Raw genomic sequence first — 16,287 nt, 5'->3', positions numbered from 1 at the left:
TAAGAGACTCAAATCACAAAATGGATAGTTCCTGTGATCGGTTTCAACTTTAGGTGGTGCAATAATGTGATTTCCGACCAACTGCTTTCTTCCTCCTCCTTTTTTACTCCTCCCTTTCTACTCCCCCTACAATTATTTCTATTAGGAGGATGTCGCACTACGCACAATCTTAGAAACTGCAGTCATCCAAGAGTGGATGGTAAGAACCCTTTCCCAGCAGTGCCTACGTATTAGGAAAAAGATTTGCTGGTTTTGCATTGCCAGACGAGTGGAATGTCATTATTAGTGTTGTTTGTGGTAATTATTTCACGGGGGAGACAATACGAATAATGTGGGGGAGAGAAACTCGTACTTGGCTATGATGGGTAGCACTTCTATTCAGGACATTTTATTGAAGTGCTACCCTACTTTTCTTACCAACCGCAAGAACTTACCGATTCCTACTGTTACTGCTCGCTAGATAATTCATATAATGATGAGCGGTGAATAATAAAAAATTGATCGAGGACGAGCTACATGGCGAGTGTCACGTTAAAAAATGTTTGTAAAGCGTATGGCGACGTACTGATTTCTAAGAACGTAGACCTAACAATCAACGAAGGTGAATTTGTTGTTTTCGTAGGTCCATCAGGTTGTGGTAAATCTACCCTTTTACGTTGTATTGCCGGTCTTGAAGACATTACTTCAGGTGATTTGTATATTGGTGACCAGCGCATGAATGACGTCGAACCATCCAAACGTGGTGTTGGTATGGTATTCCAGTCTTACGCTCTTTACCCGCACCTTAACTTATATGACAACATGTCATTTGGCTTGAAACTAGCAAAAGCAGACAAGGCAGAAATCGACAAGCGTGTTGAACAAGCAGCAGAAATCCTACAACTAGGCCACTTGCTTGAGCGCCAACCAAAAGCACTTTCTGGTGGACAGCGTCAACGTGTGGCGATTGGCCGAACATTGGTATCGCAGCCAAATGTATTCCTTCTAGACGAGCCACTATCAAACTTGGATGCGGCACTGCGTGTAAACATGCGTGCACAAATTACTAAGCTACAACGCCAACTTGGTTGTACCATGATCTACGTAACGCACGATCAGGTAGAAGCGATGACAATGGCAGATAAAATCGTTGTACTAGACGGCGGTTATGTATCGCAAGTTGGTAAGCCGCTTGAACTTTACCATTACCCACAAAACCGCTTTGTAGCTGGCTTTATCGGTTCTCCGAAAATGAACTTCATGAGCGTATTCATTGATGAAGTAGAAGCAGAGCGCGTCAAAGTTCAACTATCTAACGGCGTATCTTTCTGGATTCCGGTGGATGGTACAACAGTTAACCGCGGCGACCGAATGTCTTTAGGCATTCGCCCTGAGCACCTATTATCCGCTTCTGAAGCTGATGCAAGTATTCACGGTGAAGTGATGATTGTTGAGAAGCTAGGTAACGAAACTCAAGTATACCTAAATCTAGAAGGCGCGGACGCCGACGTTATTTTCCGTCAGCCGGACACGCTTGCAGTCGACACTGGCGATAAAATCGAGATCGGTATTCCAGCTCATCGTTGTCACCTGTTCCACAGTGATGGTCGCGCATGCCGCCGCCTATACAAAGAAAACGGCGTAGAAGTCGAATAGTTCATTCGTCCTTACTCAAAAAAATCCCTCTCACTTGAGAGGGATTTTTTATCTTAATAAATATCAGCAATTCGATACTAAATCATTAATCGTTAACGAATCAAATCACCCGTTTCTTCTACCCTCACATAAACCATTGTCTTTGTACTGATACTTCATTTTTAATACTTTTCCTCATTCCTCATAAGTAAGTACCAGCTTTTTCCTAACCCGCCAAACTTAGCCAAAGGGCCAAATATCATTCTTATTTCCACTTACCTCTACAACGCAAATTTTTACACTTATCAACGAAATTACACGTGACAAAAAACTCAGCAGCATTCAACAGAATGCTCTGTGCACCAACTACTAATAACGTTCACGACACGGCAATTGGGGAAGACACCCAAGGGCGGTAGCGTGTCAGAAGGGAAACTGAGTCATGAAACAAAAAGGACTTATCCGCTCTCATGAGATGGAGTTCGCTTTTTTATATCGCATCTCAGATCTTGCTGTCATCGTCTCTTTTATGCTGCTTTTAGTGTTCAAAGACATGAATACTGCGATGGGGAAAGATTACGTCATATTGGCTTTCGTTGGAGGCATCTCCTTTCTATTTATGGCAGAAAGCGGCAATCTGTATCGCTCTTGGCGAACCAGTTCGTTTAAAGAGCAGATGTTTATTGTCTGTGTTGCTTGGGCGGTGACTTCTGCACTTATCTTTATTGTGCTGTATTTTTCTGAAGTCCATACCTTATTTGATAACACAATTTTAGCGCTGTGGTTTGCGATTACGCCCGCTCTGCTCTTAGCATGGCGAGTAACATTCCGTACCGGATTAGCCTATTTGAGAAAAAAAGGATTCAACACTCGCACTGCGATCATCATCGGCCAAACTCCTCACGGCATTACCCTAGCTAACGAAATTCAAAACCACACAGAACACGGCGTGCTTTTTGATGGCTTTTACGACGAACGATCTTCCGACAGATTGCCAAATTCTGATTATCCTATTAAAGGAGCTGTTGACCACGCCCTTGAGCGAGCTAAAAAAGGGGAAGTAGATTACGTCTATATCGCGATGCCAATGCACGCAAAAGAGCGCATTGCGTCACTTCTTAACCAATTCTCAGATACCACCGCAAATACGTATCTGATTCCCGACTTCTTCACTTATAACCTTTTACATTCTCGTTGGGCGCAGATCGGCCAAGTTCAAACACTAAGTGTCTTTGATACACCTTTTGCTGGAATTTCTTCTTGGGTAAAACGGTTTGAAGACATCTTGTTTTCGAGCATTATTTTGGTCTTAATCGCCCCTATTCTATTCGTCATTGCGATTGGCATTAAGGCAACTTCTAAAGGCCCTGTCATCTTTAAACAACATCGTTACGGTCTTGATGGACGCAAGATTGAAGTCTGGAAGTTCCGTTCAATGACAACCATGGATCAAGGTTCCAACGTGAAACAGGCGACAAAGAACGATCCTCGTATTACGCCTTTTGGCGGATTTCTACGTCGCACCTCTTTGGACGAACTACCTCAATTTATCAATGTACTGCAAGGGACCATGTCTATTGTCGGCCCACGCCCTCATGCCGTGGCACACAATGAAGAATACCGTCAGATCGTGGATCGCTACATGCTACGTCACAAAGTAAAACCAGGCATTACTGGCTGGGCGCAGATTAATGGTTATCGCGGCGAAACCGACACCTTAGAAAAAATGGAAAAGAGAGTCGAATTTGATTTGGATTACATCCACCACTGGTCGGTTTGGATGGACATCAAAATCATCTTTATGACCGTTTTCAAAGGCTTCACTGGTGCTAACGCTTACTAAGGTTAAGATTATGAAGAAACTGACAATGGCAATAGCATTGAGTCTGTTTTCTACTGACTTGCTCGCAGAACCGATGGCTTACCAAACCGAGTCTGGTATAGAGTTGATTCCCCTCGTAAAAACTTTCTACGAGGGAGATGACAACATCAATAAAGCGGAAAAATCCGGCAATGTAGAATCGGTCAATATTTGGGGTATAGAACCAAGCTTACTAGCACGTATAGAACGGAATCGCTATCGCGCAGATATTTTATATAAGTTAAAAGCGGGCTTTTCATCTGACGATCGCAACGACTTCGACGACCACACTTTTCAGTTTTCCAACTTTTTCGAATTTAATCATCGTCATCGTTTAGTGGTTGATTACCGTTTTCGCGTCCAGCATGAAGTTCGAGGAGAAGATATTACCGAAGGTAATGGTAGCGCAATCGACTCACCAATAGAGTTCAACCGTAACGATGTAAAAACCAATTATGTCTTTGGATCTAACGGTGCCAAAGGCAGACTCGAATTCGGTTTAGGCTATAGTGATAAAACCTATCAAAACTATCGTGACGGCTTGCCTGGTCGCACAAACGCTAAAACTAAATACAACGATTTTCGAGCTCCCAATGCACATTTGGAGTTCTATTTAAGAGCGACGCCAAGAACCTATTGGTTAGTCGGAACAAACCAAATCGTAACCGAGTATCAGCACCGAAATTCTGCGCAGCCATCGAAAGATAACAACACCAGTTTCTATTACACCGGTGCCGAATGGGAAGTCACAGGAAAAACCAAAGGCATCGCTCGAATCGGTTATCAAATCAAAGATTTTGACAGCGCTCAACGAGAGACATTTAAAGGCTTTAGTTGGGATATCGGCTTTGAATGGTTGCCTCAAGAACAAACTCTAGTCAGCGTGAAAACCACTCAAGCGGCGGTTAACCCCGATCAAGATGGCGATTACAACCTACAAACTCGTTACCGACTGAACCTGAAGCACGATTGGAATAGTTACCTTGCAACTCGCTTAGGTGCTGTTTATCAACAAGATGATTACACGGGAATCTCCAGAAACGACGATCGGTACACTCTATCTTTTGGTATCGATTATCAGATCAAACGTTGGATACAGCTGCAAGCCGATTGGCAATACCAAGATAAAAACTCTAGCCGATCGGGTTATAGCTTCGAACAAAACATTTGGACTTTAAGCGCACAGTTTTCTCTGTAAAAAGGATTATTAATGAAGGCATTCATCAAATTCATGAGTGTAGCGTTGTTGCTATTTAGCACTTTGGTCAACGCTGACTCAAACGAGGAAGATTACTTACTCGATACTGGCGATACCATTTCCGTGCAGGTCTATGGTGAAGAAGATCTTACGATTAAAAATATTCTAATAACGTCAGATGGCTATTTTGATTACCCCTACCTTGGCCGAATCAAAGCAATCAAAAAAACACCAAAACAACTCAAGTACGAAATAGAAACGGGCTTAAAAGGCGATTATCTCATCAATCCAAAAGTGATGGTCACCATCAATAACTTTCGTCTGTTTTACGTTAATGGCGAAGTCAGGAAACCTGGTGGATTTGAGTACCGTCCAGGGTTAACCATAGAGAAGGCCATCGCTCTAGCAGGTGGCTTGACCGACAGAGCCTCACGCAAAGGCATTAACCTCACCAAGCATAAAACGGGTCAAACGATGGAAGGAGTCAGTATGCACCGCAACGTTGAACCTGGTGACATTGTATTTATTGACCAGAGCTTCTTTTAAGTGACAGGGAATCAAATGAACGGGACTCATCCAAATAATCTCCAGATGAACAAAGTAGAACTGATTCGTTTTGGCCATCACTTCAAAGCGATTAAAAAGAATTGGCTAAGCATCGCAGCATTCACGCTTCTGTTCTCATTAACTTGTACTTGGTATATCTACTCCAAAGCATCGATATACCAAGCTACAGCTACGCTACTCATCCAAGAGGAGCAAAAAAGCGCCCTTTCAATCGAGGAAGTATATGGCGTCGACACGACAAAAAAAGAGTACTTTCAAACGCAAATCGCCATTTTAAAATCGAATCATATTGCAGATAAGGTCATTAGAGAGCTGAACCTCACCCCATTACCTGAATTCACAAGCTCAGGGGGGTTAAATAAAAAAATCGACCAAATAAAGTCGATTCCTTTTGTTCAAGACCTACTGAATGTGGCACCAAGCCCAAAAGAAACCGCGCAGTTTTCAGAGTCCTATTATCAGGCACTTCAAGCTTTCAGAAGTAAACTCGATATTGAGCCAGTACGTAACACCCAATTAGTCAGAATTCGCTTTCGTTCTACCGATCCTAAGCTTGCTACGACAATCGCCAACGCGGTCGGCCAAGCCTATATTGACGCAAATTTTGAAGCCAAATTGGTCGTTACACAAAATGCGGCTACTTGGTTGACAAATAACTCTCAAAAATTGGAGGAGCGATTACGTAACTCGGAGCAAGCGCTGCAAGAATTCTTGTTAAAAGAAGGGTTGATCGATATAAACGGTATTGATGAAATTTACGCAAATGAGCTAGAAGAACTCACTCGCAAGCTGAATATCGCTGTTAATAAGCGTATTGAAGCGCAGACGTTAATCCAACTGTTACGACGTAAATCTTCGCAAAGTTTAGACAGCTTGTTGTCAATTGATGAATTCGCTAATCAAGCGCAAATCCGCGATCTAAAATTGTCGGAAGCACAGGCAGCCAAAAATCTCTCTGAACTGGCACAGCGCTACGGACCTAAGCATGATCGAATGATTCAGGCGAAAGCACAGCTTGCTGAAATTCAATCAAGAACCCAGCAACTCATCCGGGACATTTCCTTCAGTAAGCAACAAGACCTTCTTGCTGCAAAAGCGCAAGAGGACATGCTTCGAGCAGAACTCGATAACAAAAAGTCAGACTTCCAATCGTTAGGGTCACAAAAAGCGCGTTACGAACAGTTAAAACGCGAGGTTGAATCCAATAAGGCACTCTATGAAGCGTTCTTAAATCGTGAGAAAGAGACCAACGCCACCAGCGACTACAAGAATGTCACTGCTCGCTTTACTGATAAAGCCATCATCCCTCTATTCCCGGTGGCACCACAACGAATCAAACTGGTACTAATTGCCACCTTTTTTGGCTTTGCCATTGCTTGCGCTCTGGTCATCATCTTAGAAACGATGCGAGAAGTTATCCGAAGCACAGCCGATGTGCAGGAAAAACTTGGTGTTACGTGTTTAGGTGTGATTCCTATGGTCAAAAAACGCAATTTGCGTAAAAACGGCGTCAGTTATACCGCGTATTTAGATGATGAAGAAAAACTATTTAGTGAAGCTTGCCGCTCGGTCAGAACCTCGCTTCTGCTCAGATTAACCAACACGAAGCAAAAGATATTGCCCTTTACCTCTGCTATTCCAGAAGAAGGAAAAACATCGACCAGTATCAATATGGCGGTGTCGTTTTCAAAAATGGAAAAGGTGTTGATCATCGACTGCGATTTACGTCGACCTTCCATCGCAAAGCGATTCGGTATTGCTGAATCAAGCCCTGGCTTAACGCATATCCTGACGATGGATACGCCAATCAAAGATTGTGTTACACATATAAAAGAAGCCAACTTAGATGTATTACCGGCGGGCCTAATTCCGCCAAACCCACAGGAATTACTGGCTTCTGATCGCTTTAAAAAGTTGCTCGAACATTTTCAAAATAAGTATGACCGGATCATTATCGATACACCTCCACTACTGTCAGTGAGTGACGCACTTATTCTTGGTCAGTATGCCAATGGTCTGATTACCGTCATTCGCTCAGAATCGACAAAATCATCACTGGTTAACCTTGCGTTATCTAAACAAATACAACACTCAGTTCCATCTCTTGGCGTCTTAATCACACAAGCCAAGGCCAAGGAAGGAGAGACGCTTTATGTCCAGAAATACGCCTACTAACGTAAACCTATCTTGGTACCAAACGTTGAAAAGCCAAGAACAGCCAGTATTGATCTATCAAATGGGCAAAGTAGGTTCGAGTGCATTAGAGCATTCCATTCCTAACTCGATTCACTTGCACGACCTTATGACCGTCGATGCGCAAAAACAAATATCCCCCGTTAGAGCGCAATTGCATAAGCCTCAGATCAATGCGTTAAAGCGACGACTAAAGCGTATAACGATGAGCCATATGTTAAAGCGCAAGAAAAAAGTTCGAATTATCTCGCTGGTGCGAGAACCGATCGGACGAAATGTCTCAATGTTCTTTCAAGCACTTCCTTTTTGGATGGCGGACAAATATCTAAAGGATGACAGCGCAATACGTACCGAACGACCGCAATTACTCCAAGAAGCATTTGATAAGCACATGAATCATCAATATGCGCTGCAGTGGTTTGACAACGAGATCAAACAACTAACAGGGATTGATGTGTTTAACGAGTCTTTTAATCACGAAGTAGGCTATCAAACATACCATAACAATAACTTCTCACTGTTGGTCATTCGAAGTGACAAGCTAACGCAGGCTAACTCCGCAGTTGAAGACTTTTTAGGTTACCCCGTGGATGTTGTTTATGAAAATCAATCAGACAACAAATGGTACTCGCCACTAATGAAAGAATTCAAAACGCAATTTCAACCTACACCCGAGTACGTTGAAGAAATGCTGAATTCTAAATTGACGAAGCACTTTTTCTCAAATGCAGAAATCACCGACCTTAAACAGCAATATCTGACCAATTAATCATGAAAACCAAGATTCTACATATTATCAATGATCTTTCTCTGAACGGCGGTGCTCAGAAGTTCTTAGTCGACCTTGTTTTAGAACATAAGCCTGAATACGAAATCAAAATTTTGGTCTTGTGTGATGAAAATGATTACTTACCAATGCTATCCGCCCAAGGCATAGAGTGTTTTAACTGGCGCACATTGCCATTGAGTGAGAAATTCTCTTTGCTGCGTTGGCCGGATGTCGTTCACGGGCACCTCTACCCTTCCATTTACCTAGCGCTATTGGCGGTAGGTAAAAAACGAATCCAGACTGAGCACTGTTCTTATAACCGTCGACGTGACTATCCGCTGTTTAAGTTCATGGAATACATCTTATATTGGGGCCACGACTTGACAGTCAGTATTAGTGAAAAAGTACAAGATGAACTCGTGAAGTTCATGCCTCGCTATCAACATAAATATCACGTGGTGCACAATGGCGTTGATTTAAAAAGGTTTTCTATGACGCCAAGATTCGCCAGCCACCTAATCGACAAACCAGTTATCAAGATTGGAATGGTGGGCCGACTTCACCAACATAAAGACCATGAAACGCTTATCCAAGCACTTATCCATTTACCAAGACGATACGAACTCCACCTTGCGGGAGATGGAGAAAAAAAATCGTCACTGCAAGCATTAGCAACAAAAATCAACGTCGCGCAACGTGTTCACTTTCATGGCGTAGTTTCTGACGTTCCAGCCTTTTTGAACGACATGGATATTTACGTGCAATCGTCGCACGTCGAAGGCTTTGGTTTGGCGGCGGTTGAGGCGATGGCAGCAGGCTTACCCGTACTATCGTCGGACGTACCTGGTTTGGATGACGTCACCGGACGTGCCGAATATTTATTTCAAGTTGGTAACGCCACTGAACTGAGCCAAAAAGTTCTCCAGCTGTGTGAAAGTGTTGAGCGGTATGACGCTGCAAGTCAATACTCAGTCAATAGGGCCTCTCTCTACACCATCGATAAATTTCGTGAAGGTTACTATGGAATCTACCAGCAGCTTTGCGCCAACAAATAGTTCCGCGCCATCGAGCCATCGCGCCTCATTGCTTGCAGCATGCCTATTAGCATTGTTCTTTATTCCTATGAAGTTTCGTGCTGGAGGAATAGCGCTAGCCCCATCTGACATCGCAAGCCTTTTGTCCATTGGTTTTACTGCATTAGTGGTATTGGAAGGAAAAGCTGAAAAACTCATGCATCCCTGTATGGGGTTCCTCGTATTGTTCACTGGGTATGTGTTCATAAATGGTCTGCTAAATCGCGTCCCTTTAATGCCGCTAGTTATAGAAACTGTGCAATGGTTAGCGATTTTGTGCCTACTGAGCCTAATGTACGCCTATGGCGTGTTTGATGACGAACGGGTAATGGTTTATTTCACGTATTTGTTGTTTTTCATCTGTACGCTCGTTGCCTTATGGCACTTTGCTCAGGGCTATCAAAGCGGGTTTAAGTTACTCGGGGTAAGTAAATACGGGTTCGGTGTACTGTGCTCACTACTGTACCTTTATCGAGATAAAATTCGCGCTTTCCACCTTTTGATGCTCGTAGCTTTAGTATTACTGGTGTTATCACAAGAAAGAAAAGCGCTACTTGGTTTTTGTCTGCTTTTCTTCTTTGACCAACTGCTCGTAAAAAACTTAATGAGAAAATCGCTCAGCGAAACGTACACGTGGACGATTTTATTAGCCTTAAGCTTCATTGTGTTTACTGCCGTCACAACCACACTCTACGTTGGGTTTGAAACGCTAGCAGACACATTGGAAATAACCCAAGAAGACGTCTTATTTGCCAACCAAAGTGAAGCCCGATGGGTATCGAATCTTCATAGAAAACTTTTACTTGCCAATGGGCTAGATATTTTATTTCAACACCCGGTGTTAGGTGTCGGCGCGAAAATGTTACCCAACTTTATGATCAGTTACTTTAATTATGATGAGCTGGCGATCTACACCCACAACTTTGTGTTAGATACCGCAATTGAATACGGATTGCTTGGTATCGGTCTGCTGTTTGGTGGTTATTTTCTTTTTATTCGCTTTTGCTTCCGTAGTCTTAATGAAAACAGAAAAAGCCTATTACTTGCGATATACGCCCTCATCATGGTGTTTTTCGTTGCGGTAAACACCACCATAATTTTAATACTCTTATTACCCGTCATGATCAGCATGAGCAACGACTCAAGGGCCATTGCTCATACTTTTCCGGTAAACCATCACCACGAATATGAATAATCAAGGATAGGATAGATGAAGTATTCAATCTCTCGACAATTTGAAAAGAACCGAGAACTCCAAGCTGATAATTTTGTTTTAGTTTACCAAATGGGCAAAGTTGGCTCCTCATCAATTGAGCACACGCTAGGGGAGAAAAATATCCCGAGCTATCACATCCACACCTTTGATGATCACGAAGAATTTCACATGTATCACAATAAAAAAGACGTGAGTAAATTCTTCGACTTCCGAAACCGCGCACTCTATCGCTTAGTGCTCAAGCAGCGAAAACGTATCTTACAAAAACGCGAGCAGATTAAAATCGTTACGCTGGTCCGCGATCCAATCGCAACTGTCTTTTCTCGCTTCTTTCAAGATCTCCATTTGCAATTTATCGAAGGCAAAAAGAACGATGCAATTCACCGAGATATGGAAGTCACGTATCAGCACCTCGAGCATTGCTTTGATAACTATATCAATCTCAACTATTTTGCGGACTGGTTCGACAACGAGTTAAAGCGTAATTTCAATATCGATGTGATGCGCCAAGAGCTGGACAACACTCAACCTTTCTTCACATTCCAGAACGATCAGGCCAACGTCATGCTAATCAAATGCGAACAGCTCAGTTCTCTTGATAAAGAAATCGGTGAGTTTCTTGAGTTGCAAGACTTCGTGCTGAAAAACAGCAACGAAGCGAAAAACAAGTGGTACTCCAATATCCACCAACACTTTAAGAATCACTACGACTTCTCAAAACTGTTCTATATGTACGATCTTCCCTTGTATCGCCACGTTTATTCAGAGCAAGAGCGTGATGCTTTTAAACACAAATGGATGCAAACACCAGGGACAAAATCATCATGAAGAAAGTGCTCCATGTTACAGAAGCATTTGGAGGTGGCGTTCAAACCGCCCTCTATAGTTATGTTCACTCATCCAGAGACGAGCCTTATCAGCATTTCTTGCTAGCCAGAGCCCGAGAAAACGACTTGACCAATGAGAACAACCACCACATTTTCGTACAGACAAAGTGGGTAGAAGGCGGCTTGCTTCAATTTATTCGCGATGCAAACCACATGATTGCATCACTTGCTCCCGACGTCGTGCATTTGCACTCGAGTAAAGCGGGATTTCTCGGCCGATTTCTAAAGCTTGGCAAGGCACGCTTGGTTTACACACCGCACTGTTATGCCTTCGAACGTGAAGATATCTCAGAGCTTGCACGCCAGATCTATAAAGCACTAGAGAAAGTAAAACTGAGCAAAATTGATGTGGTTGCAGGCTGTAGCCAACGAGAGTGTGACCTAGCCATTAGCATTGGTGCGAAACGTGCCGAACTGCTCAACAACTACGTGTCTTATCAAAGTGAAGATCGTATAGAGCGAAACAAGCAAGAAGCGCTGAAGCTCGTTGTACTTGGTCGTGTCGCGCCCCAAAAAGATCCTCAGTTTCTTATCAGCACATTGCAGTTCCTTAATCGGTATGCGCTTAACCGCCCGATAGAGATCACATGGATAGGTGGCGGTGACCACGTACTCGAACAGAAATTACGTACTGAAAATGTGGATGTAACGGGTATGCTGCCTCGCGATGAGGTAGTTGAAAAGCTCAAGGGTTCAGACCTTTATCTACACACTGCAGCATGGGAAGGGATGCCGTTAACCATTCTAGAAGCATCCAAGTTACATCTTCCTATGGTTATTCGGAGCATCGGCGCAACCAAAGATCTCAACTACCCGTTTTTAGCGCTCACACCTGAAGAAATGGCCAAGCAGATCGCGCATTGTGTCAATCATTATGAAGAGATCGGTTTTCGCCAATATACAGCAGAATTAAACGATGCCTTCAGTGAAGAAAAACAGCGCCTCGCACTCAATAATATTTACGGTTAAATGCCCCTATGTTTCACACTGTTCAACAAAAATTACTGTTGATGCCCAGCGGTAAAAAAAGCTTGTTATCTACTGGATTAAAAACCGCAATCACGCGTGTGTTGAGTGCGCTATTTGCTTTTTTACTGACTCTGATTGTATCGAAGACCAGTGACGCTTCGACGGCCGGTCAATTTTTCTTTTTATTCAACCTAGTCTCGCTACTCGCTATCGTTTCTCAGCTAGGTTTTGATGTCTCGTTAGTTCGTTACAATGCGATCGCTTTTAATAACAAAGCGAAGCTTGAACAAAGCCAAAACTATAAAACCGCACTTTATCGAAGTATGGCATTTTGCTTGCTCGCCATAGGCGTTTTGTTGGCAGCGTTTAATCTGTTTCCAGAACAGCTAAACCAGACTCAATCACCAATGTATGCGATTACTTTATGCTTGCTTTGCATACCTTTCTTGGTGCTTGCGCAAACCAACAGTCGGGTGCTTCAAGCATGTAGAAAAGTTGTATCATCTCTGTTTGCGTTGCAGCTTGGGGTAAGCATGTTGATGGTCATTTTTGTCTTTGCCCTAGACTATATCGGTCAGCAAAATATCAACAATCTAATGACCGCACTGCTTTTAGCGAGCATAGGTGTCGCGGTCATATCTAGTGCCAATTGGCTTGGCTCAGATCAATATCAAACATCGGCTTTCGTACCAAACAAAAAAATGGTCGCTTCTGCCAAGCAAGTCTGGGTTGGCAGTATCTTCACGAATGTTCTTCAATGGGGAAGCCTTGTTATTGCGGGCTTTTTTATCTCAACAGCGGAAATCGGTTTGTTAGCCGCAGCCCAACGCACATCACTACTGATTGGCTTTGTGCTGATTACCATTAACTTTGTGGTCGCCCCGATGTTTGCCTCTCTCTACAAAGAGCGTCAAATGCTCAAACTGCAGAACCTGAGCCGCTTGGCGTGCCGAGCCAATGTTGGTTTAGCGATTGTACCCGTAATTATTTGCACCCTCTTCCCCGAGTTTGTAATGCAGTTTTTTGGTGAGGAGTTTCTCGCCGCGGCGCCACTATTAGTCGTCCTTTCTCTGGGGCAGTTAGTCAATGTTGCGACTGGTTCAGTAGGGTTTTTATTATTAATGAGCGGTCATGAGAGAACCATGAAATACATTACAATTTCCTCCGGTACGGTGTCTATCTGCCTACTTGTTACGCTTTGCCAAATGTTTGGGGTGATTGGTGCAGCGTGGGCAATGGCAATTGGCATGGCTATCCAGAATTTAGCTGCACTGTACTTTGTAAAACGTTACTTAGGCTTCTTTCCAATAGGTTAATTATGGCTTTAATACTGGCACGCACGAGTTTTGTTTTAGTCCTGATGCTAACCGCTTCACTCTCTTTGTGGAAAAGCTCTGACCTACACCATACTGCTTACCTGCAAATGGAAACCTACTTAGGCGGATCGAGTACGCTTCACTTTACTTTCAGTTTATTGATCGGCTTTTTATCGGTTTTCACGTTCCCTTCTCTGGTGAGCTCGAATAAAACCGACATTTTTGGGATTCGTCTTTTGCTACTGCTGTTGGCTATCGTTTCAATGGAAGAAATAAGCCAACTTTTTATTCCAAATCGATCATTTAGTTTTGATGATCTCAGCACCAACTGGATAGGTGTTATCTCAGGTTACTTTAGTGCCAAGTTAATTCGCTTCATCCGCGCTCGATCGTTCTAGTAATACAGGAATCTCTGAGGGATTTGGGTATATAATTACGCCAAACAACCAGACTAACGAGTACATCATGCCATCTCATCCAACCAAGATTACTTTTTTTGAATTCTTAACTCCGTTGATCACGTCAGGCAAAAAGACGATAACGATTCGAGATGAATCAGAAAGCCATTACGTTCCCAATACAGAAGTCGAAGTTTTTACCTTAGAAACGGATCGTAAAGTCTGCGATATCAAGATACGTTCTGTAGAACCACTTCACTTTGAAGATATTAATGAGTTTCATGCAGAACAAGAAGCCATCGAACTACCAAAACTCAAGCAGTTAATTCGAGAAATCTACCCAAATACCGACACGCTATTTGTTATTGAGTATGAGCTGATTAAATAACCCACAACAAAGACTAGACGACTGGTCTAATTCATTCTATAGTACACTTCATGAACGCAAAGACGAATGACACACGCCAACATATTCTCGACGTCGGATACGAGTTAATCGTAAACCGAGGGTTCACGAGTGTTGGTCTTTCAGAGCTATTAAAAAAGGCCGCAGTGCCAAAAGGCTCGTTTTATCATTACTTCAAATCCAAAGAACAATTTGGTGAAGCGATGATTCAAGACTACTTTACTAAGTATTTTGAGCGTTTAAACGCACGCTTTACCAATACTGAACTGAGTGGCTACCAACGCCTAATGAGCTATTTCGAAGAAATGGTCAAAGTAGAAGACGACGTGTGTAATGCGAACAAATGTTTATTGGTTAAGTTAAGTGCAGAAGTCTCCGATCTCTCTGAGTCAATGCGCTTGGCATTACGCCAAGGAGCAGACAAAACCATTCAAGCGATAGCGGATTGCATTGACATCGGCATTCAAGATGGCTCAATCCCCAATGGTGACGGTGCGTTATTAGCAAGGCAGATATACTACCTTTGGAATGGCGCTAGCTTGCTGAACAAACTTTATCAAGATCAGGCAGCATTGACGCAAAGTCTGACCTATACTCAACACTTACTGCAGAATACGCGCACTTGCCCATAACGGGCGGCGTGGAAGCAGAATGAACACCCTACACACGTTTCACTGTCAGAAAAAGCGTCAGTGTTAACACAGTAAACCTTCCCGCTTTAAATAAGCGGGATATTTTGAAATAAATACTAGACGACCGGTCTAATCAACAAGTGAGATAGATATGACTAACGCAACAAATCGCAGAATCGTACTCGCGTCACGTCCCCATGGTGCACCGACACAAGAAAACTTTCGTTTAGAAGAGGTAACGAAACCGACTCCGAAAGAGGGTGAAATGCTATTGAGAACGGTTTATTTATCTCTAGATCCATACATGCGTGGTCGCATGAGTGATGCCGAATCATACGCTGACCCTGTTGCAATTGATGACGTAATGGTCGGTGGTACAGTTTGTCAGGTAGAAACATCAAACCACCCAGATTACGAAGCGGGTGAATGGGTTCTTGCCTACACCGTTGGCTGGCAAGACTACGCTATCTCAACTGGTGAGATGGTCATTAAACTTGGTAAAAAACCGCAAAATCCTTCTTACGCGCTAGGCGTTGCAGGTATGCCAGGATTTACCGCGTACATGGGTTTACTCGACATTGGTCAGCCAAAACCAGGGGAAACCATCGTAGTAGCAGCTGCTACGGGGCCTGTAGGCGCAACAGTTGGTCAAATTGGTAAAATCAAAGGTTGCCGAGTTGTTGGTATAGCAGGCGGAGAAGAAAAATGCCGTTACGCTAAAGAGGTGCTTGGTTTCGATGAGTGTATTGATCACAAAGCTGAAGACTTTGCAGAACAACTGAAAAATGCCTGTGACAAAGGTATCGATGTTTACTTCGAAAACGTAGGTGGCAAAGTATTCGAGGCTGTATTGCCACTTCTGAATACAAATGCGCGTATCCCACTTTGTGGTTTGATTTCTCAGTACAACGCGACAGAGCTGCCTGAAGGTACCGACCATCTTCCATTACTAATGGGTAAGCTCCTGACCAAACGAATCAAGGTGCAGGGCTTCATCATTTTTGATGATTACGGACATCGTTACGGTGAATTTGCGCAAGATATTAATCAATGGTTGGCAGAAGGAAAGATCCAATACCGCGAACATCTAGTACAAGGACTGGATAATGCGCCAGAAGCATTCATCGGTCTGTTGGAAGGTAAGAATTTCGGCAAGCTTGTAGTACAGATTAACGACCCATTATAAAA

The 16,287-nt window shown here is 43.2% G+C and carries 15 protein-coding genes; all 15 read left to right on the top strand.

The window, feature by feature from the left end; translation table 11 throughout:
- Nucleotides 1-516: 516 nt before the first annotated feature.
- The 15 genes from malK (at nt 517) to R8N49_RS00165 (ending at nt 16,285) form a co-directional block, all read left to right on the top strand.
- On the top strand, nt 517-1,635 hold the full coding sequence (malK, locus tag R8N49_RS00235; protein WP_005375271.1) for a maltose/maltodextrin ABC transporter ATP-binding protein MalK: 1,119 nt from the start codon (nt 517-519) through the stop codon (nt 1,633-1,635).
- 421 nt (nt 1,636-2,056) lie between these two features.
- Nucleotides 2,057-3,457 (top strand): undecaprenyl-phosphate glucose phosphotransferase, encoded by a 1,401-nt coding sequence (locus R8N49_RS00230; RefSeq protein ID WP_033906767.1) that lies wholly within the window; start codon nt 2,057-2,059, stop codon nt 3,455-3,457.
- 10 nt (nt 3,458-3,467) lie between these two features.
- Nucleotides 3,468-4,673, top strand: coding sequence for an outer membrane beta-barrel protein (locus R8N49_RS00225; RefSeq protein ID WP_186585141.1), 1,206 nt, complete (start codon nt 3,468-3,470; stop codon nt 4,671-4,673).
- A gap of 12 nt (nt 4,674-4,685) precedes the next feature.
- Nucleotides 4,686-5,219 carry a polysaccharide biosynthesis/export family protein gene (locus R8N49_RS00220; RefSeq protein ID WP_005375265.1) on the top strand — a complete coding sequence of 178 codons (534 nt, stop codon included), beginning with the start codon at nt 4,686-4,688 and terminating at the stop codon, nt 5,217-5,219.
- 15 nt (nt 5,220-5,234) lie between these two features.
- Nucleotides 5,235-7,415 carry a GumC family protein gene (locus R8N49_RS00215; RefSeq protein WP_047102586.1) on the top strand — a complete coding sequence of 727 codons (2,181 nt, stop codon included), beginning with the start codon at nt 5,235-5,237 and terminating at the stop codon, nt 7,413-7,415.
- Nucleotides 7,393-8,202: a putative capsular polysaccharide synthesis family protein gene (locus R8N49_RS00210; protein ID WP_065275440.1), complete on the top strand. Its 810-nt coding sequence runs from the start codon at nt 7,393-7,395 to the stop codon at nt 8,200-8,202. The genes R8N49_RS00215 and R8N49_RS00210 overlap by 23 nt, the downstream gene beginning before the upstream one ends.
- 2 nt (nt 8,203-8,204) lie before the next feature.
- The gene (locus tag R8N49_RS00205; RefSeq protein ID WP_065275441.1) at nt 8,205-9,257 is read left to right on the top strand and encodes a glycosyltransferase; all 1,053 of its coding nucleotides are present in this window, start codon (nt 8,205-8,207) and stop codon (nt 9,255-9,257) included.
- Entirely contained in the window at nt 9,223-10,470 is a 1,248-nt protein-coding gene (locus tag R8N49_RS00200) for an O-antigen ligase family protein (protein WP_031780999.1), read from the top strand. The genes R8N49_RS00205 and R8N49_RS00200 overlap by 35 nt, the downstream gene beginning before the upstream one ends.
- Nucleotides 10,471-10,485: 15 nt before the next feature.
- Nucleotides 10,486-11,319, top strand: coding sequence for a putative capsular polysaccharide synthesis family protein (locus R8N49_RS00195; protein ID WP_005375258.1), 834 nt, complete (start codon nt 10,486-10,488; stop codon nt 11,317-11,319).
- Entirely contained in the window at nt 11,316-12,347 is a 1,032-nt protein-coding gene (locus R8N49_RS00190) for a glycosyltransferase family 4 protein (RefSeq protein ID WP_042521584.1), read from the top strand. Before R8N49_RS00195 ends, R8N49_RS00190 begins: the two co-directional genes overlap by 4 nt.
- A gap of 8 nt (nt 12,348-12,355) precedes the next feature.
- The gene (locus R8N49_RS00185) at nt 12,356-13,663 is read left to right on the top strand and encodes an oligosaccharide flippase family protein (protein ID WP_258490058.1); all 1,308 of its coding nucleotides are present in this window, start codon (nt 12,356-12,358) and stop codon (nt 13,661-13,663) included.
- Between the two features lie 2 nt (nt 13,664-13,665).
- The gene (locus tag R8N49_RS00180) at nt 13,666-14,061 is read left to right on the top strand and encodes a VanZ family protein (protein ID WP_031781000.1); all 396 of its coding nucleotides are present in this window, start codon (nt 13,666-13,668) and stop codon (nt 14,059-14,061) included.
- 67 nt (nt 14,062-14,128) lie between these two features.
- The gene (gene yqfB / locus R8N49_RS00175) at nt 14,129-14,449 is read left to right on the top strand and encodes a N(4)-acetylcytidine aminohydrolase (protein WP_005385855.1); all 321 of its coding nucleotides are present in this window, start codon (nt 14,129-14,131) and stop codon (nt 14,447-14,449) included.
- A 50-nt stretch (nt 14,450-14,499) separates the two neighbouring features.
- Complete coding sequence (locus R8N49_RS00170; protein WP_005375241.1) at nt 14,500-15,099, top strand: TetR/AcrR family transcriptional regulator; 600 nt, start codon at nt 14,500-14,502, stop codon at nt 15,097-15,099.
- Nucleotides 15,100-15,250: 151 nt separating this feature from the next.
- A complete protein-coding gene (locus R8N49_RS00165) occupies nt 15,251-16,285 on the top strand; it encodes an NADP-dependent oxidoreductase (RefSeq protein ID WP_158155420.1) in 1,035 nt (344 codons plus the stop codon).
- Nucleotides 16,286-16,287: the final 2 nt, after the last annotated feature.

The organism is Vibrio sp. 1978, from assembly GCF_033344345.1.
This window is presented reverse-complemented; position numbering and strand designations above follow the sequence as displayed.